Genomic DNA, 17,831 nt, shown 5'->3' on the forward strand with positions numbered 1-17,831 from the left:
CGAATTAGCAACATCCTCCACCCGGTGTACACGAATTATTTTCAGTACCAGTAACTACAGAAAGATTTATCTTTTGCTTTTCGGAAGGTATCCCGCATGCATCCTGTGCAAGACAGGCAGTAGTCTTACTTTTCAATATAAAAGTTTTGCCATTGAATTCCAGATCATATTTCCCAATTGTGTCACTTTGATATTCCACTTCGATCTCGGCATCTTCCATGCCTAATTTTTCCTCCGAAAGGCTGATAATATGTAATAATTTTCCGGGTTTTAATCGGTGTTCATAATCATCGGCGTTCCATAGCTGAAAGTTCACGGCCTTTTCATCACGTATTACACCACCGCAGTCAATGAATCTTTTATTGATCTGGCCGACTTCGGTCACATGGAAATGCTCTGGTACAAATGTTCCGTTTTCTAATTGAAATTCAACATTCTTCAATGTTGGAAGGATTTCTTTGATTTCTGATAATTTCATTGTTTTATATTTTATAGTTATAATGCAATATTGCGATAAATTCAAGCAAATTTTTTAACAGCACTTTAGCTGTAATTTATTAAAATACTTACTGAATCTGGGAATGTAAAGCAGCACATGTAAGAGGCTTATGATAATCGCTCCCGGCAGTAGATTTTTAGCTATAATTTGGAAAGTATCATAGCCTGCGCTATGGCTAAACTTATTTACTAACGATATACCGCTAGATTGAAAATCGAGTTTGATCACTAAAAATATGGCAATAGCGGCAAAATGTAAGCCGTTCACCAGCAGATGGATAATATATTCCCAACGGGGAAGTCCACCCATAAATTGTCTGCTGTCTTTTTCCACATAAGCATCCAACACCAATGTAATGATATCCGCAACAATCAAAAGGCATCCGAATACAAACAGGTTGTTGTTTTCGATATTTATAAATAAAGAGACAAGTATACCTGTAAATAAAAAGGCCCGCATCGTATGAATAAGATGTTCAAAACGGCTTTCCTTATGTTCATAGAGGCGATATTTGTAAAGATGCAAAAATACACCATCAAATACTGCCAATAATGAATAGCTGATCAGGAATACCGAAGATACAATGAAAGCAGTTTCCATCATTAACAACATTTTTGATTGGTTACTGTAGAAATTATTTTTGAAAAATACTCTTTCAATATATTGAAAGTATTTTCGTCAATACAGTAGCATACAGATGTTCCCTCAATGCTCCCTTGTATTAATCCCGCATTTTTTAATTCTCTCAAATGCTGTGATACGGTTGGCTGTGCTAGTGGCAGCTCATTGACAATATCTCCGGTGATACAGGTATTGACTTTTAGCAGATATTCTATAATAGCAACCCTTGCAGGATGGCCCAATGCTTTAGCAATAACCGCAATCTGGTTTTGGCGGTCCGTAAAATGATCTGTCTTTGTTGCTCCCATTTTTAAATTATTATATTGCAATATTACGATATAATAATGAAACAAAAAAATAATAAATGCAATTTTATTTTGCCATGATCATAAAACTAGGCCGTATAGGGAAAAATGTTAAAAAATGGAAGACACTTTGGGTCAAAAAATTGTATGAGTTGATTCGTGAGTTTTCGAGATATATACTGTTTATTTTCTACTTTTTTTCCGTGAATGTTTTTGTGCCGTTTTCACCATCTTTTAATACAGCATTCAACAGGAATCGAAAGCAAGTGCAATTTTGGCAATTTTGTTTATCATGGACCCACAGATTTTGAGTACACAGGTCAGCGTTCGTCAACAAAGTTAAAAATCTTTGTTTCCTGTTTACTATAACAATTTATGAACTTCTTTTTATTATTTAAAATTTACAGCTGTGACGTATTTGTGACTATTTTCTTACTAGAATTTCTAAGATTCATAAATATTTGTAAATAGCAACAATCAACGGAAGAAATAAGTCTTAATGAGTTATGTCTATGGCCATAAACCCTTTCCCTCTCTCAAATATCATATTTCATATCCATTCAAGGCCTTTGTACTTGCATCATCACTCATCCCTCAAGCTATCCACCGGATTTACTCTTGCGGCTTTGATTGCCTGATAGCTCACTGTGATTATAGCAGCGGCAATTGCAATTAATCCGCCAAACAAAAAAAGAAACCAAGAAATCTCTATTCGGTAAATAAAATCTTCTAACCACTTATTGCATGCCCACCAAACAACTGGTGAAGCGATCAGGATCGCAATCAAAACCATTTTCACAAAATCTTTTGAAAGAGGGCCGACAATACCTGAAATTGATGCACCCAAAACTTTCCGAATGCCAATCTCCTTAGTCCTTTGAAATGCAGTTATTGTTGCTAGGCCAAAAAGTCCTAAACAGCTTAATAGGATAGCAATTGCTGTACTGATATTTGTGATTTTCTGAAGCTGCTCTTCTTTTTTATAAAGGTCTAAAATGGTTTCATCGTAGAATTTGTAATCAAACTTTTCTACCGGAAAGAATTCTGACCATTTAGATTTAATGCTTTCAATCGTTTGGCGAACATTTTTACTGTCAGAGTTTGTTAAACGAATATTAAAAGTGCTCTTATTCCATTTTTCACTCATTAATGCTAATGGTTCTATTTTCTGATAAAAATCACGGGCATGAAAGTCTTGAATCACACCAACGATTGGAAAATCCTGGCCTTTTTGCCCAATGATCTGACCTATTGCATCCTCAGGTTTTTTGAAGCCAAAAGCATGCATAGCAGATTCATTGATAATGTAGGAGTTCGTTGTGTCCGATGCACTTAAGTTTTTTCCTGCCAATAGTTTTAAATCATAAAACTTTACATATTCAGAATCCACAGATTTCCTAAAAACCTGAGGTATGATAGTCTCAGAATTTTCACTAGACTTCAATGGCATTGCAGATGAACTAACCCTATTTGATAATGGTGGATTACCTAGGGTCATTTCTTTTACACCTGATAACTTTCTGAGTTCTGTGGCCAATGTTTGTTTCTTACTGTCAAAATTCTCCATACTAAATAACCGGTATGGAATGGCCACAATGACTACCGCATCTTTATTAAAACCTAAATCTTTTTTAATGGTGTATTGTAATTGCTGCCCTATAATAATCGCCGCCACGATAAATACTTGTGCAATGATAAATTGAAAGACAATCAATGCCTTTCTAAGATTAAAACCGCCTTTTTCAGAATTCAAACTGCCCTTGCTTCTGAATATATCGATAGCATTGACTTTAGTGATCAGCCAGGAAGGGTAAAGTCCTGCTGTAATCAAAGTAAAGAGTAATACCATAAGAATAAAACCTCCAAAGATAATTGGACTGTTAAATTCTTTTGCTCCTTGACTAATTAAATCTCCCAATAGTCCTAATCCTAATTTTGAAACAAAATAGCTGGCAAGCAAAGCAATAGTTATGATGGTGCTAGTTTCCATCATCATTTGAAGAATGATGCTGTTTTTTGAACTCCCTAGTGTTTTTCGAATCCCGATCTCTTTCGAACGTTGCGGTATTTGGGCAGTAGTCAGATTGATATAGTTTATGCAAGCTAAAACCAATAGGAATATTGAAACAGCAGTTAACCCATACAATACGTTTTTACTAGTTTTCTGGATATTTGCTTCATCGATGTAAGTTGAAAAATGGGATTCTTTTAATGGCAATAATTCTAATTTTCTTGACCATGTATAATAGGCTTTACCTCTTGTAGAAACTCTTGATATTTTTTTCTACAATATTATTGATCTGATTAAAAGCATCATCAGCTTGTTTCTGACCAATTGCTTGAAAATAAATCCGATCTGATGAATTGGTATTGGTCCACTCACCTATATTATTGTCCTGTTCTCTTTTTTGTAATAAAATAAATACCTCACCATTAAATTCTGACGGGTAATCCAATGCTGCTACAACACCTGAGACTGTTTTTTGGATAGTATCCGAATATATTAGAGTCTTCCCGATTATGTCATTATAATCCATGTTTGGAAAATAAAATTTTGCCCTATCCTCCGTTAGTACGACCTGACTAGGTGAAGATAATGCCCCGTTTTTATTTCCAGCCAACCACTTGTAACCAATCATATCAAAATAGGAGTTCTCCGTTTGTATGATCTGATTTTCGTATTCCAACTCCTCCACTCGTTTAGCTTGACCTTTACTATCAGGTATGGTCACCAACTCTGTATAGAATTTATATACTGGAACTGCACGTTCTAATGATCGCACATCATCTCGAAGAGCAAAGAATATGGGCCGTGAAGCACCTCCATTCCATGTGTCTTCCTCCTGCTTACCGAAATTTATTCGACTAACTATTCTATAGATATTTTCCTTATTAGGAAGTCCGCTTTCATACCTCAGTTCATAATTCACAAACTTAAATATCACCCAACAGGAACTAATTCCTATAGTCAAACCAAGAATGTTTAAGAAAGTAAAGAGCTTATTTCTCTTTAAATGCCTGATGCTATTTTTGAATAATAATTGGAACATATCGAATGTTTTAATTAACAGGAAGTTGACCAAAAAGTCATCTCCTAAAAATATTCTTTAAACTAAAAGCAAAAAACAATTTATCTGCCAATAGTTTAATGATTTGTATTTCAAACGTTTATGGTTTGTTTCGGTTAAGTTGCTGTCCATTATCGGACATTTTGTTGTTCGTAAATGAACGTAATACAGTTGAGCCAAGATGGAAAGGATTGGAGAATAACAAGATTTGGATATGATTTAGGATTTCTAATTCTTATTGCATTACCCTCTGAGGTTCTCCTCTATCGATTCAATCTTCTACAAATATTTCACCTCTGTTAGGGGTATTCTAAACAAACTCTAGCTCTAAAATCATTTCATAAAAAATTGAGATCTTGCCATTTGGCAATTCCCTTTCTTTCATTATCAGTAGCTTTGATTTTACTCTAACTTGATCACCGAATTGAAAGGCACAAATACAGAAAACCCTGATCCTTAACGGAAACCGTGTCGTAGATAGCAAAAAATGGAACTATATAGAGATTTTTATTCGTATAGAATGTAGCATCAAGACCTAATAAAATCTTTTAAACCTATCTATTTTGTTAGCTATTGGAAACGTAATTAACTCAGATAAGTTTTGCAACTAAAACTATTATAGTATGATATTTTAAATCTTAAAAAAACAGAAATTATGGCATTAATTATACTGCCACATCCACAACATTTGCTAACCCTTTTGCAAACAGAATGATTATCGAAGAATTACAAAAAAGCATTTTGGATTTAGAAATCAGGGATATTCATACCCAATATCCCGATTACAAGATTAACAAAAAAGTAGAGCACGAAGTACTATTAAGACATCAGGCGATTGTTTTTCAGTATCCAATTTATTGGTACAGTAAGTATGCTATTTTGAAGCATTGGTTCGATGAAGTATTTGAGCACCAGTTTGCGTGCGGTTCGAAAGGCGACAAACTGAAAGGCAAAAATTTCGTACCGAGCATTACGGTTCGTACATCGGAAAGAAGTTATAACGATTACAAACATCAAACGAGTGCTATTGCGACATACTGCGGATGACCCGGACATGGGACTTGAATGCCTCCCGGAATGTTCCGTACTCAACGCTCTTGATTCCGAGCTCTCTACAGGCCTCTTTTACGATCTCGTTGATAGCAGGATAATGCACATGGCAGATCTTGGGGAAAAGATGGTGCTCCAACTGGAAATTCAGTCCTCCGAGCAACCATGTCAACACCTTATCCTTAGTCGCAAAATTAGCTGTCGAATGAACCTGATGTACCATCCATTCTTCCTCCAGCTTGTCAGTAGCTATCGACTTAAATTCTGTTTCTTCGACCACATGGGCAAGCTGGAATACGGTAGCCAGACAGATCCCGCAGACTACCCCGGCCACTAACAGCCCCATCAGGGTCGACAACCATCCTACAACAATCATAGGTATGACTACAAATATACCTAGATGGAAACCTTTGCTTATCCAAAAGATAACTTTCTGTTTAAGGGGGAAAGCAAATCTTTCGGAGTTTTTACCAAGCTTTTGCCGGAAGTACTTTTCATAGTCCTGAAAGAAAACCCACGCGAGGTAAGATATACCATACAGGAAGATAAAGTAATATCTTTGATACTTGTGATAGCGCTTGAGTGGTTGATCGCGGTGAACCCGCATAAACTTGATCTCAATATCATGATCCTCTCCATCAATATTGGTGTACGTGTGGTGTGCGATATTATGCTTCAGTTTCCAGAGGTATATATTGCCCCCAACAAGGTTTAGCGAGTACGATAGCAGGGAATTTATCTTCGTATTGCGCGATAAAGAATTGTGTCCTGCATCGTGCATGATATTAAAGCCGATTGCTGCAAGATTGACTCCCAAGAGCAAACACAAAAGGATACTGATCGGCCAATATGGCTGCACAAATACCAGAATCGTATAAATGCAGATAAGTGAGAGAAAAAGGATGGTCGCCTTTAAACCGATCCGCCAATCACCTGTTTTAGATTTGCCACTCACTTTAAAATATTCGTTTATCTTTGCTCTGAGCGATTTTGAAAAGAATGAATCTTCATTGCTGAATTTGATTACTGGTGCCATGTGGAATTGTTAATGGTAATATAAAAGATACTAGCAGGCTCATATAAAGGCCTATTTCTTTTTCTTGCTAAACACATTTGTTGTTGTTTCCTTTGAAGTCGAATCTTTTTCCTGTTGGTAAGAAGATTGTGTCTTCTCTTTCGTACTTTTTGCTTTTTTCTGATCTTTACTCATGATGGGTAAATTTTATACTGTTAATTTTCGCCTGCCAATCGTTTTCTACGATTGACCATTAGCTTGTTTGACCTATCCCGGAGGGAGTCAAGAAATTTGTTCTTTCGATTTAAAAATTGTGAATTGCTTTAAAAAGAAGGGGTTGTTACAGGACAATTTGAAATAATTCAGGATAATAAATCATGCTATATTTCATGTCCGATCTGCTTATTGGTGTTAAATAAGTTGCAGACCCGTAAGTTAAAGGTAATGATTTTAATTGACATTCAGTACATTATGTTTGCTGAATAATAAGTGACAGCTCAGTTATGCATAAGGCTCCATGATAAGCCTTGCCATCAGGTAACTCAGGGTTGATTCTGCACCTTGGTTGATATTGACCGTCTCCTCTTCGAGTCCATCAAAGCAGCCTCCTGTAACAGGGTTGTAAACGATCTGTCCAAGATGGTTCCGGCCCAAGAACCATTCGAATGCATAGTGCATCATTTCTCTATAGCGATATTCCCGACTGACTCTGTAGAACCGTTCCAATGCCATGATTGTATAGGCCACATCGATAGGTTGTTCGCCTCCCTTGCTATCTGTTCCTGGAATTCCACGCTGTGCCCAACCTTTATTGGATATGACATGGATTTCGCCACCTATCATAATCTTGCCAAGCAGAAAATCAAACGATCTGTACGCAACTTCTTTATAAATGTTATGCCCCGTAACTTGGTATGTCGCGAGCAATGATTCTGGAATAGCACTGTTGCCGTAAGTCAGGTAGGACTCATACCACTGCCAGTCTGTTGAGCTCTCATGATCGTACATGGCTACCAAGCGGTCTGCCAATGTCTTCAGCACATTAATATAGCGATTGTGCTTCAGAAAGCTCAATCCTTTGATCGTAAAGGCCATTGATCTAGTCGAGTGATAGGATAGGAAATGATCCGATGTCCGTTCCAACAATTCATTTGCGAGCGCAGACAATTCTTCAGGCAGTATATCGGACATCCCGATGACCTCGCCCAATGCCCATACTGCCCGCCCATTTGCATCCTCCAGGTTTTCTTGATTATTCTGAACCGTAAAAAGGCCTTTCTTGTCCACATAATTCAGAAACGTACCGTCATCTTGTATACAGTAGGCGATAAATTGCAGGTATTTCTGTATCAGGGCAAGATCGCTGTATGATTCGAATATCCTATAGTGGTGCAACATAGCGATTAAGGCACGGGCATTATCGTCCAGAGCATACCCACTTTGCATATCGGGCGTACTGATATTGGCAAACTGAACAAACCCCATATCCGTTGTCATGCGCTGAATGTGATCCAAATTGATCGGTGGAAGAGCATATATTATCCTTCGCTGCTCGCCGACAAGATCTTCGAATAGATTGACATGTGCCAATGCGGCGTTCTGCCAGGATGTGGCCACCGTTTTTTGCAGATTGATATGGCGTATCCTCTCAAGTTTTGACGAATCCTCCAATATCTGGTTGACGGCATCCGACAGCTGACCAGGAGCTTCATAGTCGATCATGATCCCCATGTCTTCTTTCAATACTTCACGTACATGGGGTATTGGCGTTGACACGATAGGACAGCCAGAGCTCAATGCATAGGAGAAAGTACCGCTGACGGCCTGAAGCGGATCTTTTGAAGTAAAAAGGTATACATCCGTAATCTGCAGGTACGACAGTAGATCTTCAGTTGATAAAAACTCATTGACAAATCGGACGTGATCGGCGATCTGGTATCGATCCACCAATTCTTTAAGCATATCCCTATAGTGTTCTCCTTCTTGTTGGATCAGGGCAGGATGTGTCATGCCAAGAATGAGGAACATGACATTTGGTGTCCGTGCAATGATCGCTGGGAGCGCCTCCAATGTAGTTTCAATGCTCTTTCCGGGGCCCAACAAACCGAATGTGCTCAACACTTTCCGATCTGCCAGATCATAGCGTCGACGGATCTCGATCCTATCAACTGCGGGTGCTATGTGGGTACCATGGGGTATCATGATAATCTTGTCCTCCGACACTTGATAATCCTTGGACAGAATACTTGCAGAATTCCTGGTCATGACCGAGACACGGGAGCAGGCTTCCGTTAGTGCCTTCACCTTTTCAGCCAACAATAAATCTGGTGAGGGCAATACGGTATGGAAAGTAAGAACCAAGGGCTTTTCCAGATTGCTGATGAACGAGAGAAAATCCATTTCTTGATCTTTGAACAGGCCGAATTCGTGCTGGACACATACCATATCGATATCCGAAGATGTATTTATATATTCCTTAAGACGGTCAAATGAGCCGAGGTCTGAAACGTTTAGTTTAAGAGGTGTGTAAAATGGATAGATATGTTCAATTCCCTTCTCTATCGGTATGGGTATAAGGTTAAATGAAGGGAATTTATCCACAATTGCCGTCATAAGATCTGTCGTATAGGTAGCGATACCGCATGCGCGAGGGGGGAAAGTCGAAAGGAAAGCGATTCCTTTTACTGATATAAATGTCATAATCTTGAAGATTGAGCCTTGCATACTTTCGTCTCGCATTATTACAAGGTCTGCATGTAGGAAGGGGTACCAATATACGGAATAAAACAGACATTTTTAAAAAGATATTTAGTCTTCGTTTAAAACAAGTATTACTGTTCATTTTGAAAGTTTTGCTTCAATACTGTAGAGAGTTGGATATAAAAGGTCGAAAACTGAGGTCTTACACTGGAACAGATAACTTTCTAGAAATGATTCACCGAATTAATCACTAATTGTTGAAGGATCCTTTTAATTTTTGGTCCTCACCAGAAACAAAAAAGGCTGCATACTTTAAATTTGCAAACATTTTATGATTTAATCTTCGATCTTGAAGCTTTAGGGAATCAATGAACTCCATCGCTATATTAGCTAAGCACACTCATTACTATATAAAAGAGTCAAAGAGGTTTTTAAAAGTGGGACTCCCGACATTAAAGATAAAATGTTTGTGATCATTTTCCTTCAAAATATACCTTCACTGATATTACTTATGGCATTAACCCGTGTTTTGGGTTGATTCTTTTTAATGGACAAGGTATCATCAATACCATTTATTCTAGGCATGTTGATATTCGCCAAAACAACATCGACCTTGTTGGTTTCCAGAAGTGTCAGGGCATCTGCCCTGGTAAAAGCTGCCTCTATAAGTGGGGAAGACCATTCACAGTACTTAAAAGTATGCCGGAAATTGAACAATGGCGATCTGGCTTTCCGATTATGGGAAGTCTTAACAATATACGTTGCTGGCCCTCCATCGGCTGGATATCAATTTAGACTGAAAATGGAAGACAAGCAGGGAAATTTCCAGATGGCTTGGAGTAGGTATTTATAATGTATATAATCGGGTAAATCCCTTCTTTGTATAGCCTTCGGATACTCCTGGCAAGTTGGAAGTCGCAGGAATGTTCCCTATGATCTCTTTTTTCAATATCGGAATTGAACTTTAATACTATAACTGAACTATGATATTGATATTACAAAAGTTTTGCAGAAATATATGGATGGCCATAGGTGTCGAAATCCAGAATTCGGATAAATTCTTCAAGATTATTATTTCTATTTTCAGTAAGTGGTGCTGAACCTACTTTGTATTTTTTGAATTGATAAAGCTTGATAAGGATAATACCCATATCTTCATTATTATAATGGTTCAAAGCTTCATTGAATAGGGTTCGAAGATCACGCATGTATTTATATAGACTCGTATCTGAGACAAGCTTTGAAATCTTGGTATCAGGTTTACGTAATTGATTTATTCTTCTTATTATCCGCTATAATTTTAAATAGCGTTCAAATTGAATGAGCATGTTAAAATGAATTTAATTGATTGAAACGTTTTCCCGCTAAAAAAAATCAACAAGATGATTATGAACTACACGATGGTTGGCAGCGAAACCCTCCCGTTCATCATCTTTTTCCTGTTGAATATAATTATCACAAAATTTTATGAAATCAATTTCTTCATATTTGTTTTTGAGATAATCACGTAAGGATTCGGCTGTAATAAAATCCAGGTTATCCTCTAGTTCGCTGATCGTTTAACAGTACTCCTTTAGCTTTTTGTCAACTATTTCAAGAACAAAAGGATCTTTAATATCAAATTCTTTTTTCCCTTACACTTTAATGAGGTGTTTTAGGAAAGGAAGTGAGGAGTGTCAATTAATTTTTTCTCTCCTTTTTGAAAGACCCTAATTTTTACATTGTAGGTTCCATCTGCTTTTTTGTTGTGTTCATAATCCTTTGCGCTTACGGTTGTCATAATCTTTTCATTAGCGCGAAAACCTTTATGACGTATTTGTGACGGTTTTACCTGAAGTTCAACAAAAAACTGTGCAAAAACACACCATTTTGAGGTTTTTCAAAATGGGTAGGGAGTAAGTTCCAAAACCGTCCAAAAGAACGCAAAAAAGCCGTTTCAAGCAAGTAAAAACGGCTTTTTTTGACAGTGACCCCGCTGAGGCTCGAACTCAGGACCCACAGATTAAGAGTCTGCAGGCCGGCTCTCCTCAACAGGAGTAAAAATCTATGTTTCCTGCTTGCTTTAGCAATTTATGAACTTCTTTTTATTATTCAAAATTTACAGCTGTGACGTATTTGTGACGGTTGATTTAAAGGAAACAGTAAGTTATTTCAAAGGGTCCTCCAAGAAAGCTTTGAGACCTCTAATTTCCCATAATGAAGGATTACAGGTTGGATTTTTGATTAATGTTTTTAGGGAGTCTAATTGTCGATAAGTTCATTACATGCTAAAGTATTAATTCATAATATTAAATTTTATACTTGAATGAAAATTTACTAAACCATATATTTACGTTGGACCAACTGAAAAAACAGAACAAGAAATATACAAAAAGAAGCAAAAAAATTTCCTAAAACTACTTTGAGTTTTTGGATAAACTTATCACAGATGGGGTTTAGGAAACTTTCCCACCAATTTATGGAAATCAACCAAATTGCAAGTTAATTACTTCATTTATACCTTTTTATCGATTAATTCTAATAAATTTCATTAATTCTTTTCAAATATTTATAAGAAATTGTCATATGGAAACCACAATAACTTGATATTCAGACCTACCTAAGATTTTAACGTATACAACAAGATTAGGTTATTAAGCGGAATAATGCTAAATTTTAAAAACATTTGGCGAAATCAGAATTTACTAAAAAATAGAAAATGAGATCTATCCTAATAAGCTATAAATAAATGCAACTTGTTTAACTAAACGTTGCATTTGTTGCATTTGTTCAATAATATAAGAGATTTTAATAGATTACTACTTCAAATGTGCTCTTAACATCCACGCCATTTTTTCGTGGGTTTCAATAAATCCGGTGATGTAATCGCTGGTACCGGCATCGTTATATTTTTCCTGAACCGCATCAATACTACCCCTGATAAAATCGATTATAGTATCATGATCAGCCAAGAGTTCTGTTATAAAACCAGCACTGTCATTTTTTTGGTTAGAGACTTCGCTAAGATGCGTAAGTTCCAAAAATTCTTTTAATGTTCCGGGGGCATAATGACCTATCGTACGGATACGTTCAGCTACACCATCCATCAAGTCTGCCAATTGTTGATACTGACCTTCGAAGAAAATGTGCATAGAATGAAAGTCAGGTCCTTCAACATTCCAGTGTGCATTTCTTGTTTTGGTGTACAATACAAATTCATCTGCCAATAATTTACAAAGAATTTCGGCTACTGCCTGTCTGTTTTCGCTTTTAATTCCAATTTGCGTTTTCATTTCTTGATTTTTTTATTTATTAATAATACTTTTTTACATAGTCATCCCACCATCAACAGCTATGGCTTGCCCTGTGATATGGGGAGCAGAAGCGATGAATAAAACCGCATCAGCAATATCCCCTGCACTCTGATCCACACCTTGCGGTATCAGTGTTTTCTTGTTACGTTCCCATGACTGACTTTCGGTTTCTCCGGCTTGTTTCCAGCGGTCTGCGATACCACCTTCACCACGCCACATCCCTGTACCAATGATACCAGGGCAAATAGCATTTACGGTAATTCCCGTTTCGGCAACCTCTTTTGCAATACTATTGGTAAAACCAATCACCGCAAATTTAGAAGCTACATAGTGTGATAAATGTGCCATACCCATTTTGCCGGCTATAGAGGCCGTATTGATAATGGCTCCGCTTTTTTGTGGTTTCATGACTTCTAACACCGCTTTAGTACATATAAAAACACCTTTTGCATTTACCGAAAGTACTCTGTCCCATTCATGTTCATCTATTTCCTCGATACTTCCTATACCCACTACACCAGCGTTATTTACGGCTACGTCTAAACTTCCAAAGGTATTTATTGTTTCACTTACTGCACTTTTTACGGAAGCATAATCTGTTACGTCTACAGCCAAGGCCAAAGCTTTACCTCCAATTGATTTGATTTCTTTAGCCACTTTTTCTACGAATTCTTTTTTTACATCTGCCAAAGCTACATGGGCACCTTTCTTAGCAAAAGTCAAAGCAATTGCTTTTCCAATTCCGCCACCTGCTCCGGTTACAAATACTGTTTTATCTTTGAAATTGTCCATATTTCATCTTTCTAAGGTTAGCTATCTGTTCTTTATATTACAAATTTACTTTATTATCAGCCAAGTCTATTTGTAGAACGATGACAAAATGATGTAGAAAAGATTTAATCATTCTAAAATCTGTCAGATAACCAATAACTGCATAATGCTGTTCCAGAATGCTGTAGTAATAAAACCAACTAAAATGCTAACTCCGATAATCAGGTTAATTAACCTCGCATTAAGCCTGAATTGTTCTGCAATAATACTGGAAGTAATAAGGGTGGGCATTGCTGCTTCAAATACGCTTATACGTGCAATATCTCCTTTAATTCCTAACAAAATTGAAGCAATTAAAACCAATGCCGGAGCAATCATTAATTTGTATAGCATGGACATTGAAATCTGGGAGATTTCCTGTTTCCATCCCTTAAATTTCAATTGTAACCCTACGGAAAAAAGAGCTAATGGTCCTACCGTAGCTGCCAATTTATCAAAGAAAGGTTCAGCTATGCTCAAATCTGTCACCTTAGATAAGATAAGTGCACCCATACAACCTATAAAGGGCGGAAAAGTCAGCAATCTTTTAACCAAAACTGATGCTTTTATTCCTTCTTTATCTGAACGGTTTCCTTTAATTGCTGAAATTATACCTACAGTGGATAAAAGTACAAACATCACTTGGTCGCAAATGATGGCTATGCTTAAATCTTGTTCGCCATAATATGCCATAATCAATGGAAACCCTATAAAAGACGTATTGCTGTAACCTCCAGCAAGCTCAAGTGTACTTCGGGAGCGTTGACCATACCCTTTGTACCGGGAATAAAATTCCATAAAAATCCAGCATCCAGCCCAAACCAATATAGGAGAAAGAGCAGGAAATAACATTTGGCTGCTCCATTCAATCTTAGGAATATATTTAAAAGAAACAGCAGGGAGTGCCAGATATAAAATCCATGTGTTGATTCCCTTATGTGCATCTTGCGGAATTAATTTTGCTTTTCGAAATATCATTCCGGCAATTATGCAGAATGCTATCATCACAAAATTGACCATAATTTCAATAATATTTTAACTATGCAAAATTAGCAGATTGGAATACCGCCATGTATGTATAAAATAAATAAAGGTTTGTATATTTGTGTTATATTAACCTATCTGAAAAATAATTTGTGAAATTTGAAATTTTTAAAGACCCCCCAGATGCCGGTATTGTTGTAAAAGCTTCTTTACTTACGCTTGTTATCCTAATTTCTTATTTTTTAGGTCTTGGGATTAATAAGTTACTACAACTTTCTGATGATTATTTAAGTGGTATATGGTGTGCCGTATCCGCTATTGTGGTCTTTGATGACCTCCCAAAAAATGCTAAAAGTCTGATGAAAGACCGACTTTTGGGCACATTTGTAGGAGTTTTGCTGACAACAATAATAGTTTACTTTACTACAAATCTTTTTTTGTCAATTGGCATTGCATTGTTCTGTACCTGTATTTTTATTTCTGTTTTTAAATGGACAGGAGCGTTAAAAATTGGATGTATTACTGTTATTATTGTTGGATTGAGCACCCATGACAAAGCTTTTGAAATTGTCTGGCGGTCAGGATTAATGCGTTTTCTTGAATCTGTTGCCGGATGTACTCTCTCTCTTGTCGCTACTATCGTCATAGAGCAAATAAAAATAAAAACGAACAAGTAATTTTTGAGAGAGCAAAGCATGACTAAACTAAAACAGTTTTTCCCGTTAGAAATATTAGATTTTGAAGAAGCTTCGTTTCACCTTACGATTCACGGTCAAAATTATTTTGAGCTGGTGTATATTTATGATGGAATGGGGATTCATCAGATTAATCAAAATCATCTTTCATATTGTTCAGGAGACTTATTTGTGATTTCTCCGGAGGATGAGCATAATTTTAAAATGGATACAAAAACCAAGGTCATCTGCATTAAATTTACAGATGACTATTTTAGCAGTAAAGAGCACTGGAAATTTCAAGATTATATGAATAACAATCCTGAAAGCATTATGAACAACAAAATCTTGAAGGAAGTTAAATTAGAATTTAGCCCGGAAATTCATCAAATACTACGAAATACAATTGATAATATACTTCTTTACAACAACTCGCATAATGTTGTTACATCACCTGTCGTTTTTCATCAGGTGCTTTCTGTTTTCGGCATTATAAAGGAAGCTATGCAGGATATGTCGCTTAACGGAAATGACCATTTTCCAGCAAGGGAACAATTGATTTCATATATCCATCAGCACATTTACATTCCTGACAAAGTAAAAATAAAGAATATTGCTTCACATTTCAACATTGCCACTACGTATTTCAGTGCCTATTTCAAACGTAATTTTGATATAAATTACCGAGAATACCTTAATCATTACCGTTTGATGCTTATTAATAAAAGACTGAAATCTGGACAATTTAACATGAGCCAAATTGCTGAAGAATTTGGATTTAATGATGAAAGCCATTTTTCTCATTTTTATAAGAACAACACAGGTCACAGTCCATCTCTTTATGATCTTTCTAAAAAAAAGAAATGACACAAGGAATTATAAAAAATAATTTTATTACAAAATGAGTTCATTAATCGGTCAAAATCTACTTCTCATAGCCAAACAAACCTGCCAAAAGTATAAGAGTAATTATCCTTATTAAATTCACTGTTCACAGCAAAATGAAGAACAATTATGGAAGTAATTGTAACCCTCCAAAAAAAGACAATCTAGAAAAATTTGTGATAAACTGTATTAGTGTTTTCAGTTCATAAAATAAAGAACTCTGGAAAATATCCTGTGACCATCCATGCTCTAATCAAATGTGCAATAATAATGAATTTCCTTTTGAATTTTATAGCACCGGTATGGTACGTTCGTTTTACATTATCAATGAGGATTTTAATAAAAAAGCGATATGACCCTAAAATAAAATTAGGGATAATCGATAGAGAATGAAAACAAAATAACACACAAAATGAATTGTCAATGTCTACTTGATCTTTTCAACAGCTGCTCGAACCTGCTGAAGATCGGGCTGTCTATCTATGCATTCCTGAACGCCCTCGGGATATCTCTCTAAGATGAATTCATTGAAATCCTTACAGCTCCTGAAAATATTGAACTGCTTGTCGTGGATGTTCCATACGATGCCTTTTCCCTTTATGGCGTTCTGTGCAATGGCAGCTCCACCGACTCCCCCCAGGCCATATCCCAGGCCCTGTTTCCATGAATTTGCCAACTCCAGCTCCATATATAGATAGTTATGGCCTCCAAAGAGCACCTGTCATTATAGACGAGTTACCGACAATTTATTTTAGAGGCTTGGACAATCTTATTGCAACGGCGAGAAGTAATAAGGTAGCGGTTTGCTTAGGCTTTCAGGATTTTTCCCAATTAATTCGTGACTATGGAGATAAGGAAGCTAAGGTAATTCAGAACACGGTCGGTAATATTTTTAGCGGTCAGGTCGTGGGCGAAACGGCAAAGAGCCTGTCAGAACGCTTTGGGAAAGTATTACAGAAACGCCAAAGTATGACGATTAACCGAAATGACAAATCAACTTCAATTTCTACCCAATTAGACAGTCTTATTCCAGCTTCAAAAATCAGTACACTTACACAAGGTATGTTTGTCGGTTCAGTGTCCGATAACTTTGACGAACGTATAGAACAAAAGATATTTCACGCAGAAATTGTAGTAGATAACGAGAAAGTTGCTGCCGAAACAAAAGCGTACCAGAAGATACCGGAAATTTTATCCTTTGTCGATGAAAGCGGAGAAGATAATATGAAACGGGATATTGAGAACAATTATCGTCAGATAAAATTAGACATTGTTCATATCGTGGAAAGTGAAATGGAGCGTATAAAAAACGACCCGAATTTACAGCATTTGATACAGGAGGGATAATATTGAATTTTTAAATCATTTATTTTGAAATATTTTAAATTACAGCGTCTTATAAAAGAGAGCAGACTTTTTTATTAACTTTGTTAAGTGAAAAAAATGTTTTCAATATTATTATTGTCTGTGTATTTAATTTCGACAACTGAATTAGGTCAGTTATTGAAGTTTCCTATACTTATAGAGCATTATTTCGATCACAAAGAAAAAAATCCGGAGGTTACTGTTTTGCAATTTTTGGAAGTTCATTACGCCGGGAGCCATCTGGAAAACCATCCACACGATGACGATTATGAACAAGACAAACAATTACCGTTTATCGTACATATCGATGTTTTGAATATCAGTTTTGTACTTGTCCCCCCTTTTAGTTTTGATATAGAAACCAAAAAACTTGTAGGCAAAGAACCCAAAACCTTGCCTTTGGGCGATACATTTTCTGATAACAATTACCGTTCTGCCATCTGGCAACCTCCGAAATTCTGTTAATCTTTTTTGATTTCCACGATGAATCCTTTCATCGTGCATTTGCTGTTTGATAATACTTTCATTCGGGCAGTCGGTGTATTTTGTGTCCGCCTGTAGG

General features: G+C 36.5%; 18 protein-coding genes and 1 pseudogene. 5 read left to right on the forward strand and 14 right to left on the reverse strand.

Going from position 1 to position 17,831, the window contains the following annotated elements; all coding sequences use genetic code 11:
- Positions 1 to 4: 4 nt before the first annotated feature.
- From CKW03_RS19745 to CKW03_RS19765, 5 genes are all read right to left on the reverse strand, one after another.
- Positions 5 to 478, reverse strand: coding sequence for a DUF6428 family protein (locus tag CKW03_RS19745; RefSeq protein WP_045754520.1), 474 nt, complete (start codon positions 476 to 478; stop codon positions 5 to 7).
- A gap of 54 nt (positions 479 to 532) precedes the next feature.
- Positions 533 to 1,102, reverse strand: a complete 570-nt coding sequence (locus CKW03_RS19750) for a hypothetical protein (RefSeq protein WP_139185507.1) — start codon at positions 1,100 to 1,102, stop codon at positions 533 to 535.
- Entirely contained in the window at positions 1,102 to 1,428 is a 327-nt protein-coding gene (locus CKW03_RS19755) for an ArsR/SmtB family transcription factor (RefSeq protein WP_093099816.1), read from the reverse strand. Before CKW03_RS19755 ends, CKW03_RS19750 begins: the two co-directional genes overlap by 1 nt.
- Before the next feature lie 580 nt (positions 1,429 to 2,008).
- Positions 2,009 to 3,643, reverse strand: coding sequence for an ABC transporter permease (locus CKW03_RS19760; RefSeq protein WP_093099818.1), 1,635 nt, complete (start codon positions 3,641 to 3,643; stop codon positions 2,009 to 2,011).
- A gap of 34 nt (positions 3,644 to 3,677) precedes the next feature.
- On the reverse strand, positions 3,678 to 4,475 hold the full coding sequence (locus CKW03_RS19765) for an ABC transporter permease (protein ID WP_093099820.1): 798 nt from the start codon (positions 4,473 to 4,475) through the stop codon (positions 3,678 to 3,680).
- Positions 4,476 to 5,204: 729 nt separating this feature from the next.
- On the opposite strand from CKW03_RS19765, the gene CKW03_RS19770 reads away from it, so the two are divergent.
- Positions 5,205 to 5,540, forward strand: a complete 336-nt coding sequence (locus CKW03_RS19770) for an NAD(P)H-dependent oxidoreductase (RefSeq protein ID WP_197700960.1) — start codon at positions 5,205 to 5,207, stop codon at positions 5,538 to 5,540.
- Here the strand turns inward: CKW03_RS19770 and CKW03_RS19775 are convergent.
- The 8 genes from CKW03_RS19775 to CKW03_RS19810 form a co-directional block, all read right to left on the reverse strand.
- Entirely contained in the window at positions 5,518 to 6,579 is a 1,062-nt protein-coding gene (locus CKW03_RS19775; RefSeq protein WP_093099822.1) for a fatty acid desaturase family protein, read from the reverse strand. The two genes, CKW03_RS19770 and CKW03_RS19775, sit on opposite strands and share 23 nt — an antisense overlap.
- A 51-nt stretch (positions 6,580 to 6,630) precedes the next feature.
- Positions 6,631 to 6,753 carry a hypothetical protein gene (locus CKW03_RS20845; protein WP_261771989.1) on the reverse strand — a complete coding sequence of 41 codons (123 nt, stop codon included), beginning with the start codon at positions 6,751 to 6,753 and terminating at the stop codon, positions 6,631 to 6,633.
- Positions 6,754 to 7,059: 306 nt separating this feature from the next.
- A complete protein-coding gene (locus CKW03_RS19780; RefSeq protein WP_157739590.1) occupies positions 7,060 to 9,258 on the reverse strand; it encodes a glycosyltransferase in 2,199 nt (732 codons plus the stop codon).
- A 483-nt stretch (positions 9,259 to 9,741) separates the two neighbouring features.
- Positions 9,742 to 9,975: a response regulator transcription factor gene (locus CKW03_RS20970; protein ID WP_157739592.1), complete on the reverse strand. Its 234-nt coding sequence runs from the start codon at positions 9,973 to 9,975 to the stop codon at positions 9,742 to 9,744.
- Between the two features lie 278 nt (positions 9,976 to 10,253).
- A complete protein-coding gene (locus CKW03_RS19790) occupies positions 10,254 to 10,466 on the reverse strand; it encodes a hypothetical protein (protein WP_093099828.1) in 213 nt (70 codons plus the stop codon).
- A gap of 1,590 nt (positions 10,467 to 12,056) precedes the next feature.
- Positions 12,057 to 12,530: a Dps family protein gene (locus CKW03_RS19800; protein WP_093099830.1), complete on the reverse strand. Its 474-nt coding sequence runs from the start codon at positions 12,528 to 12,530 to the stop codon at positions 12,057 to 12,059.
- Between the two features lie 33 nt (positions 12,531 to 12,563).
- Entirely contained in the window at positions 12,564 to 13,343 is a 780-nt protein-coding gene (locus tag CKW03_RS19805) for an SDR family NAD(P)-dependent oxidoreductase (RefSeq protein WP_093099832.1), read from the reverse strand.
- Positions 13,344 to 13,466: 123 nt separating this feature from the next.
- Positions 13,467 to 14,381 (reverse strand): AEC family transporter, encoded by a 915-nt coding sequence (locus tag CKW03_RS19810; RefSeq protein ID WP_045754273.1) that lies wholly within the window; start codon positions 14,379 to 14,381, stop codon positions 13,467 to 13,469.
- Positions 14,382 to 14,497: 116 nt separating this feature from the next.
- Here CKW03_RS19810 and CKW03_RS19815 point away from each other — a divergent pair, with 116 nt between their 5' ends.
- Together CKW03_RS19815 and CKW03_RS19820 are read left to right on the forward strand one after the other, a co-directional pair.
- On the forward strand, positions 14,498 to 15,022 hold the full coding sequence (locus CKW03_RS19815) for an FUSC family protein (protein ID WP_045754274.1): 525 nt from the start codon (positions 14,498 to 14,500) through the stop codon (positions 15,020 to 15,022).
- Positions 15,023 to 15,040: 18 nt separating this feature from the next.
- On the forward strand, positions 15,041 to 15,886 hold the full coding sequence (locus CKW03_RS19820; RefSeq protein WP_093099834.1) for an AraC family transcriptional regulator: 846 nt from the start codon (positions 15,041 to 15,043) through the stop codon (positions 15,884 to 15,886).
- Between the two features lie 445 nt (positions 15,887 to 16,331).
- On the opposite strand, the gene CKW03_RS20560 is transcribed toward CKW03_RS19820, so the two are convergent.
- Positions 16,332 to 16,580: a hypothetical protein gene (locus CKW03_RS20560; RefSeq protein WP_139185508.1), complete on the reverse strand. Its 249-nt coding sequence runs from the start codon at positions 16,578 to 16,580 to the stop codon at positions 16,332 to 16,334.
- A gap of 41 nt (positions 16,581 to 16,621) precedes the next feature.
- Between CKW03_RS20560 and CKW03_RS19825 the strand changes: the two are divergent.
- Positions 16,622 to 17,251, forward strand: a pseudogene (locus tag CKW03_RS19825) (TraM recognition domain-containing protein); the annotation flags it as partial.
- Positions 17,252 to 17,347: 96 nt separating this feature from the next.
- Positions 17,348 to 17,734 carry a hypothetical protein gene (locus tag CKW03_RS19830; protein ID WP_093099836.1) on the forward strand — a complete coding sequence of 129 codons (387 nt, stop codon included), beginning with the start codon at positions 17,348 to 17,350 and terminating at the stop codon, positions 17,732 to 17,734.
- Positions 17,735 to 17,831 lie beyond the last annotated feature (97 nt).

Source organism: Sphingobacterium mizutaii (assembly GCF_900187125.1).
GTDB classification, from domain to species: Bacteria; Bacteroidota; Bacteroidia; order Sphingobacteriales; family Sphingobacteriaceae; genus Sphingobacterium; species Sphingobacterium mizutaii.